The sequence below is a fragment of the Vibrio sp. 2092 genome, assembly GCF_033339635.1.
Taxonomy (GTDB): Bacteria; Pseudomonadota; Gammaproteobacteria; order Enterobacterales; family Vibrionaceae; genus Vibrio; species Vibrio alginolyticus.
Window position 1 is genome coordinate 198470 of sequence record NZ_JAWOUY010000002.1, and the last position, 14093, is coordinate 212562.

17 protein-coding genes are annotated in these 14093 nt (G+C 44.5%); 9 read left to right on the plus strand and 8 right to left on the minus strand.

What is annotated here, in order from left to right; all coding sequences use genetic code 11:
• Positions 1-43 precede the first annotated feature (43 nt).
• Genes hisB through hisIE form a run of 5 tightly spaced genes read left to right on the plus strand, consistent with a single transcriptional unit; the run spans position 44 to position 3895 of the window.
• A complete protein-coding gene (gene hisB / locus R7P80_RS04645; RefSeq protein ID WP_005389832.1) occupies positions 44-1117 on the plus strand; it encodes a bifunctional histidinol-phosphatase/imidazoleglycerol-phosphate dehydratase HisB in 1074 nt (357 codons plus the stop codon).
• Between the two features lie 26 nt (positions 1118-1143).
• Positions 1144-1758 carry an imidazole glycerol phosphate synthase subunit HisH gene (gene hisH, locus R7P80_RS04650; RefSeq protein ID WP_005389830.1) on the plus strand — a complete coding sequence of 205 codons (615 nt, stop codon included), beginning with the start codon at positions 1144-1146 and terminating at the stop codon, positions 1756-1758.
• Positions 1759-1770: 12 nt separating this feature from the next.
• Positions 1771-2508, plus strand: a complete 738-nt coding sequence (gene hisA / locus R7P80_RS04655) for a 1-(5-phosphoribosyl)-5-[(5-phosphoribosylamino)methylideneamino]imidazole-4-carboxamide isomerase (RefSeq protein ID WP_064353797.1) — start codon at positions 1771-1773, stop codon at positions 2506-2508.
• A complete protein-coding gene (gene hisF, locus R7P80_RS04660) occupies positions 2490-3263 on the plus strand; it encodes an imidazole glycerol phosphate synthase subunit HisF (RefSeq protein ID WP_004749837.1) in 774 nt (257 codons plus the stop codon). The genes hisA and hisF overlap by 19 nt, the downstream gene beginning before the upstream one ends.
• Positions 3260-3895 carry a bifunctional phosphoribosyl-AMP cyclohydrolase/phosphoribosyl-ATP diphosphatase HisIE gene (hisIE, locus tag R7P80_RS04665; RefSeq protein WP_005533681.1) on the plus strand — a complete coding sequence of 212 codons (636 nt, stop codon included), beginning with the start codon at positions 3260-3262 and terminating at the stop codon, positions 3893-3895. Before hisF ends, hisIE begins: the two co-directional genes overlap by 4 nt.
• 275 nt (positions 3896-4170) lie before the next feature.
• Here the strand turns inward: hisIE and R7P80_RS04670 are convergent, their stop codons facing one another.
• From R7P80_RS04670 to R7P80_RS04685, 4 genes are all read right to left on the minus strand, one after another.
• The gene (locus R7P80_RS04670) at positions 4171-4686 is read right to left on the minus strand and encodes a YchJ family protein (RefSeq protein ID WP_005378159.1); all 516 of its coding nucleotides are present in this window, start codon (positions 4684-4686) and stop codon (positions 4171-4173) included.
• A gap of 87 nt (positions 4687-4773) precedes the next feature.
• Positions 4774-5988: an EAL and HDOD domain-containing protein gene (locus tag R7P80_RS04675; RefSeq protein WP_005378158.1), complete on the minus strand. Its 1215-nt coding sequence runs from the start codon at positions 5986-5988 to the stop codon at positions 4774-4776.
• Between the two features lie 98 nt (positions 5989-6086).
• Positions 6087-6824: a UDP-2,3-diacylglucosamine diphosphatase gene (lpxH, locus tag R7P80_RS04680; protein ID WP_005389817.1), complete on the minus strand. Its 738-nt coding sequence runs from the start codon at positions 6822-6824 to the stop codon at positions 6087-6089.
• 60 nt (positions 6825-6884) lie between these two features.
• Positions 6885-7379 carry a peptidylprolyl isomerase gene (locus R7P80_RS04685; RefSeq protein WP_005378156.1) on the minus strand — a complete coding sequence of 165 codons (495 nt, stop codon included), beginning with the start codon at positions 7377-7379 and terminating at the stop codon, positions 6885-6887.
• A gap of 202 nt (positions 7380-7581) precedes the next feature.
• On the opposite strand from R7P80_RS04685, the gene cysS reads away from it, so the two are divergent.
• Together cysS and R7P80_RS04695 are read left to right on the plus strand one after the other, a co-directional pair.
• A complete protein-coding gene (gene cysS / locus R7P80_RS04690) occupies positions 7582-8964 on the plus strand; it encodes a cysteine--tRNA ligase (RefSeq protein WP_005378155.1) in 1383 nt (460 codons plus the stop codon).
• An 87-nt stretch (positions 8965-9051) separates the two neighbouring features.
• The gene (locus tag R7P80_RS04695) at positions 9052-9630 is read left to right on the plus strand and encodes a thymidine kinase (protein WP_005378154.1); all 579 of its coding nucleotides are present in this window, start codon (positions 9052-9054) and stop codon (positions 9628-9630) included.
• A 60-nt stretch (positions 9631-9690) separates the two neighbouring features.
• Here the strand turns inward: R7P80_RS04695 and R7P80_RS04700 are convergent, their stop codons facing one another.
• From R7P80_RS04700 to R7P80_RS04710, 3 genes are read right to left on the minus strand one after another with little or no spacing between them, the layout of a single operon-like run.
• Positions 9691-10329: a YdcF family protein gene (locus R7P80_RS04700; protein ID WP_025766874.1), complete on the minus strand. Its 639-nt coding sequence runs from the start codon at positions 10327-10329 to the stop codon at positions 9691-9693.
• Positions 10326-11153, minus strand: a complete 828-nt coding sequence (locus R7P80_RS04705; RefSeq protein WP_025766873.1) for an NAD-dependent epimerase/dehydratase family protein — start codon at positions 11151-11153, stop codon at positions 10326-10328. The genes R7P80_RS04700 and R7P80_RS04705 overlap by 4 nt, the downstream gene beginning before the upstream one ends.
• 18 nt (positions 11154-11171) lie before the next feature.
• Positions 11172-12050: a LysR family transcriptional regulator gene (locus R7P80_RS04710; protein WP_005378151.1), complete on the minus strand. Its 879-nt coding sequence runs from the start codon at positions 12048-12050 to the stop codon at positions 11172-11174.
• Positions 12051-12139: 89 nt separating this feature from the next.
• Between R7P80_RS04710 and R7P80_RS04715 the strand changes: the two genes are divergently transcribed.
• Entirely contained in the window at positions 12140-12586 is a 447-nt protein-coding gene (locus R7P80_RS04715; protein WP_025766871.1) for a PACE efflux transporter, read from the plus strand.
• Positions 12587-12629: 43 nt separating this feature from the next.
• Here R7P80_RS04715 and R7P80_RS04720 read toward each other — a convergent pair whose 3' ends face one another.
• Positions 12630-12863, minus strand: coding sequence for a TIGR02647 family protein (locus tag R7P80_RS04720; RefSeq protein WP_005378148.1), 234 nt, complete (start codon positions 12861-12863; stop codon positions 12630-12632).
• A gap of 298 nt (positions 12864-13161) precedes the next feature.
• Here R7P80_RS04720 and focA point away from each other — a divergent pair, with 298 nt between their 5' ends.
• Positions 13162-14022, plus strand: a complete 861-nt coding sequence (gene focA, locus R7P80_RS04725; RefSeq protein ID WP_005378146.1) for a formate transporter FocA — start codon at positions 13162-13164, stop codon at positions 14020-14022.
• Positions 14023-14093 lie beyond the last annotated feature (71 nt).

Genomic DNA, 14093 nt, shown 5'->3' on the forward strand with positions numbered 1-14093 from the left:
TAAATAGCGGGAGCGCCAAAAGAATAGCAATAAGGAAGTTCGAGTGAGCAAACAACAAAAAATCCTTTTTATCGACCGTGATGGCACCTTAATTGTTGAGCCGCCGATTGATTTTCAAGTAGACCGTTTAGATAAGCTAAAACTAGAACCATTTGTTATCCCAAGCCTGCTGTCGTTGCAGGATGCAGGATACCGTCTAGTGATGGTCACGAACCAAGATGGTTTGGGTACCGACAGCTACCCACAAGCTGATTTTGATGCACCACACAACATGATGATGGAGATCTTTGAATCTCAAGGTGTGAAGTTTGATGATGTGCTGATTTGTCCTCACTTCGATGAAGATAACTGCTCTTGCCGTAAGCCTAAATTGGGCTTGGTAAAAGAGTACCTTCAAGGTGGCAAAGTGGATTTTCAAAACTCTGTTGTGATTGGCGATCGTCAAACCGATCTTCAACTTGCAGAAAACATGGCAATTCGTGGCATTCAATACAACCCAGAAACCATGGGTTGGAAACAGATCCTAAAAGATCTCACGGTGAAGGCTCGCGTTGCTGAAGTGGTTCGCACCACAAAAGAAACAGACATTAAAGTATTCGTTAATCTTGACGAGCAAGGCGGTAACGATATTTCTACAGGTCTTGGCTTTTTTGACCACATGCTGGATCAAATTGCGACGCACGGTGGATTCCAAATGGTGTGCAAAGTGGAAGGTGACCTGCACATTGATGATCACCACACAGTAGAAGATACCGCTCTTGCGTTGGGTCAAGCGTTGAAAGAAGCACTGGGTGACAAGCGTGGTATTGGTCGCTTTGGCTTTAGCTTGCCAATGGATGAGTGTTTGGCGCAATGCGCACTAGACCTATCAGGTCGTCCTTACCTTAAGTTCGACGCGCAGTTTAGTCGTGAGCAAGTGGGTGATCTTTCAACAGAGATGGTGGTTCACTTCTTCCGCTCTCTGACTGACACATTAGCGTGTACGTTGCACCTTTCTTCTGCGGGCAACAATGATCACCACATCATTGAAAGTCTATTTAAAGCGTTTGGTCGTACGTTACGCCAAGCAATCAAAGTAGAAGGCACTGAGCTACCAAGTAGTAAAGGCGTGCTTTAAGGCTAACGTTAGCAAGGAGAAAAACAGTGACAGAACAGAAAGTTGTCATTATCGATACTGGCTGTGCCAACGTTTCTTCGGTGAAGTTTGCCATTGAACGCCTAGGCTATGACGTAACGATTTCAAAAGATCCGCAAGTCGTATTGTCGGCAGATAAGCTATTCCTACCGGGGGTGGGAACCGCCAGCGAAGCGATGAAAAACCTAGAAGAGCGCGATCTGATCAGCTTGGTAAAACAAGTAGAAAAGCCGCTGTTAGGTATCTGTTTAGGCATGCAACTGTTGGGCAAAGTGTCTCAAGAGAAAGGGCAGAAAGCCGACGAGTTGGTTGAGTGTCTTGGGCTTTGTGATGGCGAAGTGAAGCTACTACAAACTGGCGATTTGCCGCTGCCGCACATGGGTTGGAACACGGTCTCTGCAAAAGCAGGTAATCCACTTTTCAAAGGTATTGAAGAAGGAGAGTATTTCTACTTCGTGCACAGCTTTGCGATGCCAGTTGGGGATTACACGATTGCGGAATGCGAGTACGGCAACCCGTTCACAGCAGCAGTACAAAGCGGTAACTACTACGGCGTGCAATTCCACCCTGAGCGTTCTTCAAAAGCGGGCGCGAAGCTTATTCAAAACTTCTTAGAATTATAAAAGGGATTTAGTGTGATTATTCCAGCTCTTGATTTAATTGAAGGACAGGTGGTTCGCCTTTATCAAGGTGATTACGGCCAAGTAACCGAGTACAAAGTCGACCCAGCAGAGCAATTCAACTTGTATCACCAAGCGGGTGCTAACTGGCTGCACTTGGTGGATTTAACTGGCGCGAAAGACACGACAGCACGCCAACTTGATTTGATTGCAACGCTACTAGCAAGCACGCCAGCGAACATCCAAATCGGTGGCGGAGTGCGTACCGAGCAAGACGTGATTGATCTGCTAGAAGCGGGTGCTCAGCGCGTTGTGGTTGGCTCTACAGCAGTAAAACAGCCAGAGCTTGTGAAAGGTTGGATGGAAAAATACGGCTCGGAGAAAATCGTTCTCGCGCTAGACATCAACATCGACCAAGACGGCACACGTAAAGTAGCGATCTCTGGTTGGCAAGAGGATTCAGGCGTGACTATCGAAGCTCTGATCAACGATTACCTGACGGTAGGTTTGCAGCGTGTGCTTTGTACAGACATTTCTCGTGACGGTACGCTAGAAGGCTCAAACGTAGAGCTTTATGTCGACCTATGTAAACAGTACCCACAAGTGCAGTTCCAATCTTCAGGCGGCATCGGCTCATTAGCGGATATCGAAGCACTAAAAGGCAGCGGTGTGGCTGGCGTGATTGTTGGTCGCGCGCTGTTAGATGGTAAGTTCACAGCAGAGGAGGCATTTGCATGCTGGCAAAGCGAATAATTCCATGTCTTGATGTCCGTGATGGACAAGTGGTAAAGGGCGTTCAGTTCCGCAACCACGAAATCATTGGCGACATCGTTCCTCTGGCACAGCGTTATGCGGAAGAAGGCGCTGACGAGCTTGTGTTCTACGATATTACCGCTTCAAGTGATGGGCGTGTCGTTGACAAAAGTTGGGTCGCTCGCGTTGCTGAAGTGATTGATATTCCCTTCTGTGTCGCTGGTGGTATTAAATCAGCGGAAGATGCAGCGCGCATTCTTGAGTTTGGTGCAGACAAAGTGTCTATTAACTCACCTGCATTGGCTAACCCGCAACTGATTACTGACCTTGCTGATAAGTTTGGTGTGCAATGTATCGTCGTTGGTATCGATTCATACTACGACAAAGAGACAGGCAAGTATCAGGTTTACCAGTTTACTGGCGATGAAGAACGCACCAAAGCAACTCAATGGGAAACACGTGATTGGGTGCAAGAAGTACAAAAGCGTGGCGCTGGTGAAATCGTACTGAACATGATGAACCAAGACGGCGTACGTAACGGCTACGATATTGAACAACTTAACATGGTGCGTGAAGTGTGTAACGTGCCATTGATTGCATCGGGTGGGGCAGGTGCTATGGAGCATTTCGCAGAAGCCTACCAAAAAGCAAATGTGGATGGCGCGCTTGCCGCATCGGTATTCCACAAACAAGTCATCAATATTGGTGAACTAAAGCAGTATTTGAAACAACAAGGCATTGAGGTACGACTATGAGTGTGAAAGCCGCCGAAGTAAGTTCGCTAGCTGAGCGAATCAACTGGGAAAAGGTGGATGGTCTGGTACCTGCCATCGTACAAGATTTCCAATCAAGCCAAGTGCTGATGATGGGTTACATGAACCAAGATGCGTTGGCAAAAACGGGCGAAACAGGTCAAGTGACGTTTTTCTCTCGTACCAAGCAGCGTCTTTGGACGAAAGGTGAGACCTCCGGCAACGTATTGCAACTAGTGAACATGCAGCTCGATTGCGACAACGATACGCTACTGGTGAAAGTGAATCCCATTGGTCCTACGTGTCACTTGGGTAACACAACTTGCTGGGATGTGGACCCTCAAGAGGAGTCACAAATGGTGTGGCTTCATCAACTTGAGCAGCTATTGGCTGCCCGCAAGAGTGCCGACCCAGATTCCTCTTATACTGCCAGTCTTTATGCCCGTGGCACCAAGCGTATTTCGCAAAAAGTGGGCGAAGAAGGCGTTGAAGTCGCGCTTGCGGCGACGTCGGGCGATAAGGCGGAGTTAGTGTGTGAATCTGCAGATTTGATTTATCACTTAATGGTATTGCTTCAAGACCAAGGCTTATCGATGAATGACGTAGTGAATAAACTGAAAGAGCGTCATAAGTAAGCTTGCGATAAGTGAAAGCCCCTATGCTCTCGAGCCTAGGGGCTTTTTACTTTAGTGTTCTTGATTCGGGGCAAAAACCGGCAATAGTGCTGGTGGCGATTAGATTCTGAATCACGCTCGTCCCTCGCTGTTCAGAATGACGGTATATTTTCTAATGGTACTTGCAGTAGAGTTATTTACTTCAAATAGGTACATATATTCACGTCACTCCAACGAACCTAGGCGAAGTCAAGAATCCAATTAAATCGAGCTCAATAAGCTAGGAGTGGATGATCTTACCCACAACACTTCTTAAATTTCTTACCACTTCCACAGATACACGGGTCGTTACGACCTACTTTTAGGCTACTCACTGGTTGGTTTAGGCGAGGATCTTGTTCTGGTTCTTCTTCTAGCTCTTCTTCTGGAAACGTGCCGTCAATGTAGTACCAAAGCCCATTTTCTTTTACAAAGCGAGAACGCTCTGTCATGCAGTAGCGTTTGCCGTCTTCGTCAAAGTAAGCGTTGAATTCAACAAAACCTTCATTCTCGTTACAACCCGCTTCAGCTTTCACTACCTCAAGCTTGCACCAATCGCTGTCGATAGATTGGGCAATGCCTTCACGTTGCTCTTCTGCATTACAGCTTGGGTGGTATGTGTTCACCACGTAATCCACTAGACCTAACACATGCGCGCTGTAACGAGAGCGCATTAGCTGCTCCGGAGTGGTGACGTCAGCGTGGTTATTGTGGGCAATTTCACAACACTGTTGGTAGGTGCGGTTAGAGCCGCAAGGACAAGAAGAAGCCATAAAATGAAATCTCGATTAATTAAGCGGTAAAAACAAACAACCCCACATAAGTGAGGTCGCAGGTATTCTTTGGGGCATTATAGCCATTTAGGGCGTTTGAGACAGCAGTTCTTGAGCCCATTCCGTCGATTGATTAAAAGCGTCTGCTAATTGAGGTTCGGTTAATTTAAGAACGGTGCAATATCGCTCGGCTAACTCCCAGTCCGCTTGTTCGTAGGCGATCGTCATCGAAAGTAAGTGACCAAGTACGCCTTTTCGACTGGTTAATGCGAGTTTTATATCTTCGTCAACGGGGATATCTTCAATGACATCCGAGAGCGGTTGATCGAGCAAAGATCCGAGCAAAGAAAACATGCCTGTCAAAAAAGCCTGCCCAGGGTCATACCTAGTGTTCATTTGACTAAGTAGCAGTTCACACATTCGTGCACGCTGAATCGCTAAAGAGTAAAGAGAGTCAGGTTTATCTTCTTGAACGGAGGCAATTGCAACTAAGGAAATAAAGCGTCGTAGTCGCTCTTCACCCAGATAAATAAGCGCCTGTCTGAACGATTTGATCTTAGTCGTTAATGTATATCCTGAATTTACGTAAGTAAGCAGCTTGTATGACAGCGTCACATCAATCGAAAACAGACGTTCAACCTCATTGAAGTCGATGGGCTTATCTGCAATCTCTTTACAAAGTTGGATGACGGTAAGAAACGCGGGGTTCAACCGTTTTTTCTGGATCATCTCAGGTTTGCTAAAAAAATACCCTTGAAAATAGTTAAAACCGGCTTCTAGAGCTTGCTCAAACTCTTCATAGGTCTCTACCTTTTCCGCAAGAAAGTCGATTTTAAATGGGCTCAACGCCTGAATAAAAATGGCAGCTTTCTTGATCGGCACAAGTCTAATATCAAACTTGATCATGGAAACGTATGGAAGAAAGCGCTTCCAAGCTTTCGTCGGAACAAAATCATCCAGAGCAATTTTGTATCCGCACTCATGAAGGTGCTTGATGGCTTCTAACAGTTCTTCTGTCGGTTCGCAGTCTTCAAGGACTTCAATGACGAGAGATTCTTTAGGAAACAAAGTTGGGACCAAGTTCACCAAGCTTTGATGCGGAAAGTTAACAAAGCCAAGTTTGTTTCCTAATGTGTTGTAATGCGTCGATAAAAAATGATCGGATAGCAGTCGACTAGTAGCCAGCTCTGGTTCTACTTCAGGGAAGGTATTTTTAGGGCCGTCTCGAAAGAGGAGTTCGTAACCTATGGTTCGTTTTTCTCTATCCAGAATCGGTTGGCGAGCTACGTAAGAATACTTCAATTAGGTACTTCGTTCTGTTTAACTTAGTATTATGATAATAGCGATTTTTTACAAAATATCTACGACTTGAGCGTGAATCTTCTACACGCTCTACATGCTTAACGCAAATTCTGTATGAACGGTCTCGTTTGTAGGTCAAAACTATCAGAATTTACTTTTAAAACTGAGCCTTGCGTATACCAATCCCCTAAAACAATTCGGGTCTTTTTAACGCCATCAACGTCAAAAAAATGTGTGTTCGGGCGATGTGTGTGACCATGAATCATTAAGTTGACGCAGTTCTGAGACATCACTTTCTCGACCTCATTTTGGTTGACGTCCATGATATCTAATGACTTGCTCATTTTATCATCACGAATATCGGATTGAACTTTTGAGACAATTTTCTTCTTAATGAACCAAGGAATACGGTTAAACAACCATTGTAGCCATGGCTTGTGAACGGTTTTTCTAAACTCTTGGTATTTCACATCGTCAATGCAGAGCGTATCGCCATGTAGGATTACGGCTTTTTGACCATAAAGATCAATCGTGCAGACATCGTCGAGTAATGTCATACCGGTTTCTTTGCAAAAGCGTTTGCCGAGTAAAAAATCTCGATTGCCTTGGATGAAAAAAGTTGGCACACCCGCATCCGTCAGTGCTTTAAATTCTGCGCGGATTTGGTCTGCAAAAGGGGTGTTGTCATCGTCACCAATCCAGAACTCAAACAGATCGCCGAGTACATAAAGTGCATCAGCTTTTGTTGCTTCTGTTCGCATGAACGTCACAAAACATTCCGTGATATCAGGACGTGATGGGGTAAGGTGAAGATCGGAAATAAATAATGTCGTCATAGAAATAAGGGGAAGCTATGCCTCCCCATTAACTTATCTTTTAAAAATAATTCCTAAGAATTACTCTTCAATTGTTGTACCAGTGATTACTACGTCTTCTAGAGGTACGTCTTGGTGCATGCCGTAAGAACCAGTGCTAACGCCTTTGATCTTATTTACGATGTCCATGCCTTCGATTACTTCACCGAACACACAGTAACCCCAACCATCTAGGCTTTCGCTACGGAAGTCTAGGAATGTGTTGTTGTTTACGTTGATGAAGAACTGAGAGCTTGCTGAATGCGGCTCCATAGTACGTGCCATAGCAAGTGTACCCACTTTGTTGCTTAGGCCGTTGTTTGCTTCGTTCTTGATAGGTGCACGAGTCGCTTTTTCACGTAGACCAGACTCCATACCACCACCTTGGATCATGAAGCCGTCAATAACACGGTGGAAAAGCGTGTTGTCGTAGAAACCGTCGCGGCAGTACTGAAGGAAGTTTGCGCTTGTCTCTGGCGCTTTCTCTTCGTTTAGTTGAATCTTGATGTCACCAAAATTAGTGTGAAGGGTGATCATGCTACTTTCCTTTACTGTGTTGTGTTGAGCCCGAGATTCTAGCCTAAGTTCTAGTGCTTTAAAAACTCAGGAAGAGGAAATTCTTCGTTTTGTGCTTGAAGTTTAGCCGATTATCGTTTTATCGGTTAATTGCTATTACCTAACTAGGTTGGAGTTGATATACTCATCTTCTTTTATTCATTCACAATCATAGATAGAGATCATGTTAAAGATATATAACACACTCACAAGACAGAAAGAGGAATTCAAACCAATTACAGCTGGCAAAGTCGGTATGTATGTCTGTGGAGTTACCATCTACGATCTCTGTCACATTGGTCACGGTCGTACTTTCGTCTCTTTTGACGTTGTATCACGTTACCTTCGCTACTTGGGCTACGATCTGACGTTTGTACGTAACATCACAGATATCGACGATAAGATCATCAAACGTGCCGCAGAAAATGGTGAGTCTTGCGATTCATTGACTGAGCGTTTGATTGGTGAAATGCACGCTGATTTTGATGCGCTGAACATGAAACGTCCGGACGTTGAACCTCGTGCGACACAGTTTATTGCTGAAATCATCGAATTGGTTGAGAAGCTAATCGAGCGCGGTTTTGCATACGTTGCAGATAACGGTGACGTAATGTTTGAAGTAGGTAAATTCAACGAATACGGCAAGCTTTCTAAGCAAGACCTTGATCAGCTTCAAGCTGGCGCGCGCGTTGATATCGAAACAGCAAAACGCAGCCCTCTAGACTTTGTACTTTGGAAGATGTCAAAGCCGGGTGAACCAACGTGGGAGTCACCATGGGGGCCTGGTCGTCCAGGTTGGCACATTGAGTGTTCAGCAATGAACTCTTCAATCCTAGGTAACCACTTCGACATTCACGGCGGTGGTTCTGACCTTCAGTTCCCACACCATGAAAATGAAATCGCACAATCATGCTGTGCACACGATACACAATACGTGAACACATGGATGCACAGCGGCATGGTAATGGTAGACCGTGAGAAGATGTCTAAATCTCTAGGTAACTTCTTTACTATCCGTGACGTTCTTGGTCACTACGATGCTGAAACAGTGCGTTACTTCCTAATGTCTGGTCACTACCGTAGCCAGTTAAACTACAGCGAAGATAACCTAAACCAAGCACGTGCTTCGCTTGAGCGCCTGTACACATCTCTACGTGGTTTGGATCTAAATGCTGCTCCTGCTGGTGGTGAAGAGTACGTATCTCGCTTTACAGCAGCGATGAACGATGACTTCAATACACCAGAAGCGTACTCAGTTCTGTTCGACATGGCGCGCGAAGTTAACCGCCTGAAGACAGAAAACCTAGAGAAAGCGAGCGAGCTAGGTGCGCTAATGCGTGAACTAGCTGACGTGATCGGTATTCTTCACCAAGATCCTGAAGCCTTCCTAAAAGGTGATGCGGGTAACGATGATGAAGTGGCTGAAATCGAAGCTCTGATCAAGCTGCGTAACGACTCTCGTGCTGCGAAAGATTGGGCGAATGCAGATATGGCTCGTGACAAGCTGACCGAAATGGGCATTGTTCTGGAAGATGGTCCAGAAGGCACAACGTGGCGTCGTAAGTAATTGAATTTTCATTTTTAAAGGGCTGATAATTCAGCCCTTTTATTTTCCATTTCCATAAATTAAAACTTTAACTTTAGGTAATGCTCTGTGGCTCAGATGTATTTCTATTACTCAGCAATGAATGCGGGTAAATCAACAACGCTTCTTCAATCCTCTTTCAACTATCAAGAACGCGGCATGACGCCAGTTATTTTTACGGCTGCGCTAGATGATCGTTTTGGTGTCGGTAAAGTGAGCTCTCGTATTGGTCTTCAATCTGACGCACATTTATTTCGTCAGGATACCAATTTGTATCAGGAGATCGCAGCTCTGAATGAGGTTGAAAAACGTCACTGTATTCTTGTTGATGAGTGTCAGTTCTTGTCGAAAGAACAAGTTTATCAACTTACTGAAGTCGTTGATAAGTTGCATATTCCAGTATTGTGTTACGGCCTTCGCACCGATTTTCTAGGCGAACTTTTTGAAGGCAGTAAGTATCTATTATCTTGGGCAGACAAGCTGGTTGAGCTCAAAACAATCTGCCATTGCGGCCGCAAAGCGAATATGGTTATTCGTACCGATGAACACGGCGTGGCAATTAAAGAAGGCGATCAAGTTGCGATCGGCGGTAACGATAAGTATGTCTCCGTATGCCGCCAACATTACAAAGAAGCGCTCGGTAAATAAGCCGTATTGATACAGAAAAGCCACCGAACTTGGTGGCTTTTTGTTGTCGGTTAGAAAAAGTTAGACTAAGTCAAAACCAAACCGCTCGAGTAAAACCTGGTAAGAAGATTCGACTTGCTGAGGGATGTTCTGCTCGGTTTGAAATCCTTTCTCTGGATAGCTTTTTACGCGAGAGAAATCTTCCATTAGTGCTTCTAGCACCATCATTAATGGCATGTCTTCATTAATGTATTCAAAAAATGGAAGAGCCGCAGAGCTTACTTGGAGCTGAGTGTAGGGTGACTGCCACTGTTTTTCAAATGTCGCGATTGCTCTACGCTCCATAAACGGTTTTTGTACCAGAATAAACGAGGAACACTGTTTTCCTTCCTCTTTTAATCGTTGCTCAGTAAAGCGAACATTTTCTCCACTGTTTGTGGATTCAGTTTCGAGCAAAATTGCTTCACTTGGAACGCCCGACATCTTTGCAATCTCGGCAAAGGTTTCTGCTTCGCTTTTTTCAAACAGTCCATCTGTGAAGCGACCTTCACCCCCTGAAAATACAATCAAAGGTGCCAACTTTTGGTGGTAGAGCTTGGCAGCGTGCTCCGCTACACGCACATCATTACTGCACATCACAAACAAACAGTCCGCAGGTTTCAGTTCATGTTTGAGTTGCATGTAATCCCAAAGCGTTTCTATATGTCTATAGAGTCTCATAGCGCATCCAAAGTTGAATTGAAGTGAAATCGATAACCAAGTGAGAGTAGTTTGTCAGCAAGAATACGCTTGTCAGCTTGCTCTGTGACGGGTGGAAGAGGTATCTCACTTCCGATTTTGTTTATGGCAGCTTGGTAGAACTCAGCCTTGCTGACAGTATGAGGTGTCGTAACGTTAATGACTTGGTTGCTTAAATTGCCTAAGGCAAATTTCGCAGCCGAGACAGCATCATCTTGATGAAGCATATTAGCTGGTGCTTTACGACTAACTTGTTGAAGCCTTGCTGCAAAGCGAGATGGGTGTCTATCTGGCCCGATTAATCCGCTACAACGTAGAATAACAAAGTTAATATTCGAGTCGATAACATGCTGCTCTGCTTGAAGCATAATACGTGCATTGTCAGAGAAATAAGGGCTTTCGGCTGCTAAAGAGAGTGACGCGTCAGCTTCTTCCATATCGGAAGCAAGGTTAGGGTAAACCGTGGTAGAGCTGATCATGAGAAGTTTTTCAACGTTGTTTTGCTTAGCTGCGTTGGCAAGTATTTGCCATTGCTGTGCATATTCTTGACCGCGTCCTTTACGAAATCCTGGAGGAAAAGCACCGATAACGTGCGTAATTTGATGCTGTTTGAGCAGCTCATCTAGCCGTGCTGTGGCGTTCAATTGATTGAAATCGAACAATGCGGAGTGAGTTAATGAGGTGGGTAACTCTTTTAATCGAGTTTGGCTACGACGAGTGACGACAACATAGTGTCCATCTTTCATCAATGTTTCTGCTAGCGGAGTTCCGAGCCAGCCTGCACCTACGATCAATGTATTTGCCATTTGGGTCTTCCTACTTACTTATGTCTGCCCGAATAGGTTGAGCAGTTCTGCTTTGGCTTGTTGATGGAGGGGATCTGAATGCCATTTCTGGTGCTGAATAAGGTCAACATTGACTTGCCAAGCCAGTTTTGTGAAATCATCCCCAACTTTTTTTAATGTATTAGGTGAATACGCGACTAAATGCTGTGGTAGAAAGCACCAACCAAACCCTTTATTCGCCAATTCCAACAAAATATAGTAGTTATCAGCGTACCAGATATCTGGGCTAAATGCTTGATTGAGACCACATGGCTCTGCACTTTTGGATCGTATGACCAATTGACGATGTTGTTTTAGTTGATCAATGTGAGTGATTTGCTGCTTTGCTAAAGGATGCGTTGAAGAGACATAGACATCAAATGCAATATTGCCAAGATTGGTGAAATCGATGTGCCTTGGCATTTGTAAATCACTCAAAATAATCCCAGTCGTGGCGCGTTCCGACTTAACCAATTCAATGATATCAGGGCTTGATGCCGTTAAGCATTCAACTTGTAAGTGTGGAAAGCGTTGCTCTAACTTCTTTAGCACATCCGGCAAGCGAGTCAGAGGAATCCCTTCATCAATAGCTAAGACTAATTTGTTCGTTGGCGTGGAAAAGAGCTGCGATGCCCTATTGTTTAGGCGGTCGAGTTGGCTGATTGTTGCTTGTGCATAGGGTACGAGAGCGAGGCCATTCTCAGTTAATTTAGGGTACCTGCCTGATCGATCAAAAAGCTCAACGCCACAGTCGATCTCCATATTCATGATGTGCTGGCTCACTACAGATTGAGCTCGCCCCAGTTTTCTAGCTGCTCCTGAAAATGATCCTGCTTCTGATGTAGCAATAAAAGCTTGCAGTTGTTCGATGGTAAACATATCGCTTAAACCGATGGTATCTAACTTTTGGTTATCTAAATAATAGATAAAATTCTAAGCATTGAGTAGAACTATTTGGACAGAGAAATATGACTCGTAACGAACGAATTTTTCATGCAGTACTTTTTGAGTTAATCGCACTCGCGATTATTGTACCAGCGGCTTCATTGATCACTGGAAAGGGCTCTAGTGATCTTGCGTTGGTTGGGGTCGGGTTGAGCATGTATACCGTGCTATGGAACTACATCTACAACTTGTACTTTGATAAGTGGTTTGGTGACAATCGAGCTGAGCGAAGTTTAGCGATGCGGCTTGGACACACTATTGGTTTCGAGGGAGGATTAATCTTTATCTCTCTACCTGTGATTGCCTGGTTCTTAGAAATTACGCTTCTTCAAGCTCTAATGCTGGAAGCCGGCTTCCTCGTTTTCTTCCTATTTTATGCCACTGGTTTTAACTGGTTGTATGACAAGGTTCAACCATTTAGCAAAATGAAAAAGCGATTATTGCCGCAGGCATCGACAGGAAAAATATAGGACTAAAAAACGCCACCGAGTTCGGTGGCGTTTTTTGTTCAAATTACACAGACAAAACTCTTAAAATCTTATCTGCATGTTCTGCAACTTCAATGCCTTCGTCTGTTAGATAACCACCGTCAGGCTGTGTACAAAGTTGCTTCTCATATAGACGAGCAACGGCTGCCTGCATTTCTTCTGACGCGTCTGTATGAACTTTAATACCAGTTGCAGCACTACTTAGGTCGAACTGAAGAAGTAGATTCAATTCGGCGATATGTTCAGCTGAATATTTCATAAATGATTCCTTTGCGCTTTTTTACCAAGCTAGTCTGAAAAGTAGCGTTGGGCAACATTCAACGACAAGAAGTGTTAAGTATGGCGCTATCAGGCTGATATAACGCAGGATCTTTGTTCGAAAGGCCGAATACTTGTTAAGTATCAATGATACTTACGGTAGCGAATGATAGGCGCTATTTATTGCTTGATCTCCCAATAACAACGATTTTAGTAAACACGCCAAATAGCACTTGAAAAAATAGGGAAATAGAGCGATTATCCGCGCCTCTTTAAATGTTTCTAAATGTTACACCAGAATGAACTTTAATCAGTTTGACTCACTATTACCGCCACAAGCTGCGGAACGCGCGGCTGAAGTGGGGGTAGGCAAAGCAACGAAAGCTCCAATCAAATCTTTTCTGCTCGCCATTTCTGCGGGGCTTCATATTGGTATTGCTTTCATCTTCTATACCACAGTAACGACAGGCGCAGGCGAGCTGCCTTGGGGCATTACACGACTCATTGGTGGTCTGGCATTTAGCCTTGGTTTGATTTTGGTGGTGGTTACTGGCGGCGAGCTTTTCACTAGCTCTGTGCTGACACTAGTTGCGCGTGCGAGTGGAAAAATCTCTTGGCAAGCACTTATCAAAAACTGGTTGGTGGTTTACTTTGGCAATATGGTTGGGGCCATTTTGCTCGTGGCCTGTATGCTAGTTACCAAGCAATATATGTTTGATCATGGCCAAGTTGGTCTCAACGCGATGGCGATCTCCCAACACAAATTACATCATGGTTTCTTTGCCGCTGTTGCGCTTGGCATTATGTGTAACGTATTAGTTTGTATTGCAGTTTGGATGACGTTTAGTGGGCGAACATTGACAGATAAAATAGCGGTCATGATTTTGCCTGTGGCTATGTTCGTGTCGGCAGGTTTTGAGCACTGTATTGCGAATATGTTCCAAGTACCTATGGCGATTGGTATTAAGTACTTTGCGCCAGAAGCGTTTTGGCAAATGACAGGGGCAGATATTGCAAACTACGCGGACTTAAACATGATGGGGTTCATCGTAAACAACCTAATTCCTGTTACGATAGGAAACATTATTGGTGGTGGCGTATTTGTTGGCATGTGGTATTGGATGATTTATCTACGCGATGAAGATAACCATTTGCGATAAGTTTAGAAGATCACAAGAAAGGCGAACCAGATGGTTCGCCTTTCTTTTTATTTGTCTCTGCAAATGTCAAA

Bases quoted from the DNA above. Each gene is read 5' to 3' on its own strand.
- hisF (WP_004749837.1), top strand. From the start codon at position 2,490: ATGCTGGCAAAGCGAATAATTCCATGTCTTGATGTCCGTGATGGACAA.
- hisIE (WP_005533681.1), top strand. From the start codon at position 3,260: ATGAGTGTGAAAGCCGCCGAAGTAAGTTCGCTAGCTGAGCGAATCAAC.
- R7P80_RS04670 (WP_005378159.1), bottom strand. From the start codon at position 4,686: ATGGCTTCTTCTTGTCCTTGCGGCTCTAACCGCACCTACCAACAGTGT.
- lpxH (WP_005389817.1), bottom strand. From the start codon at position 6,824: ATGACGACATTATTTATTTCCGATCTTCACCTTACCCCATCACGTCCT.
- R7P80_RS04685 (WP_005378156.1), bottom strand. From the start codon at position 7,379: ATGATCACCCTTCACACTAATTTTGGTGACATCAAGATTCAACTAAAC.
- cysS (WP_005378155.1), top strand. From the start codon at position 7,582: ATGTTAAAGATATATAACACACTCACAAGACAGAAAGAGGAATTCAAA.
- R7P80_RS04700 (WP_025766874.1), bottom strand. From the start codon at position 10,329: ATGAGACTCTATAGACATATAGAAACGCTTTGGGATTACATGCAACTC.
- R7P80_RS04705 (WP_025766873.1), bottom strand. From the start codon at position 11,153: ATGGCAAATACATTGATCGTAGGTGCAGGCTGGCTCGGAACTCCGCTA.
- R7P80_RS04710 (WP_005378151.1), bottom strand. From the start codon at position 12,050: ATGTTTACCATCGAACAACTGCAAGCTTTTATTGCTACATCAGAAGCA.
- R7P80_RS04715 (WP_025766871.1), top strand. From the start codon at position 12,140: ATGACTCGTAACGAACGAATTTTTCATGCAGTACTTTTTGAGTTAATC.
- R7P80_RS04720 (WP_005378148.1), bottom strand. From the start codon at position 12,863: ATGAAATATTCAGCTGAACATATCGCCGAATTGAATCTACTTCTTCAG.
- focA (WP_005378146.1), top strand. From the start codon at position 13,162: ATGAACTTTAATCAGTTTGACTCACTATTACCGCCACAAGCTGCGGAA.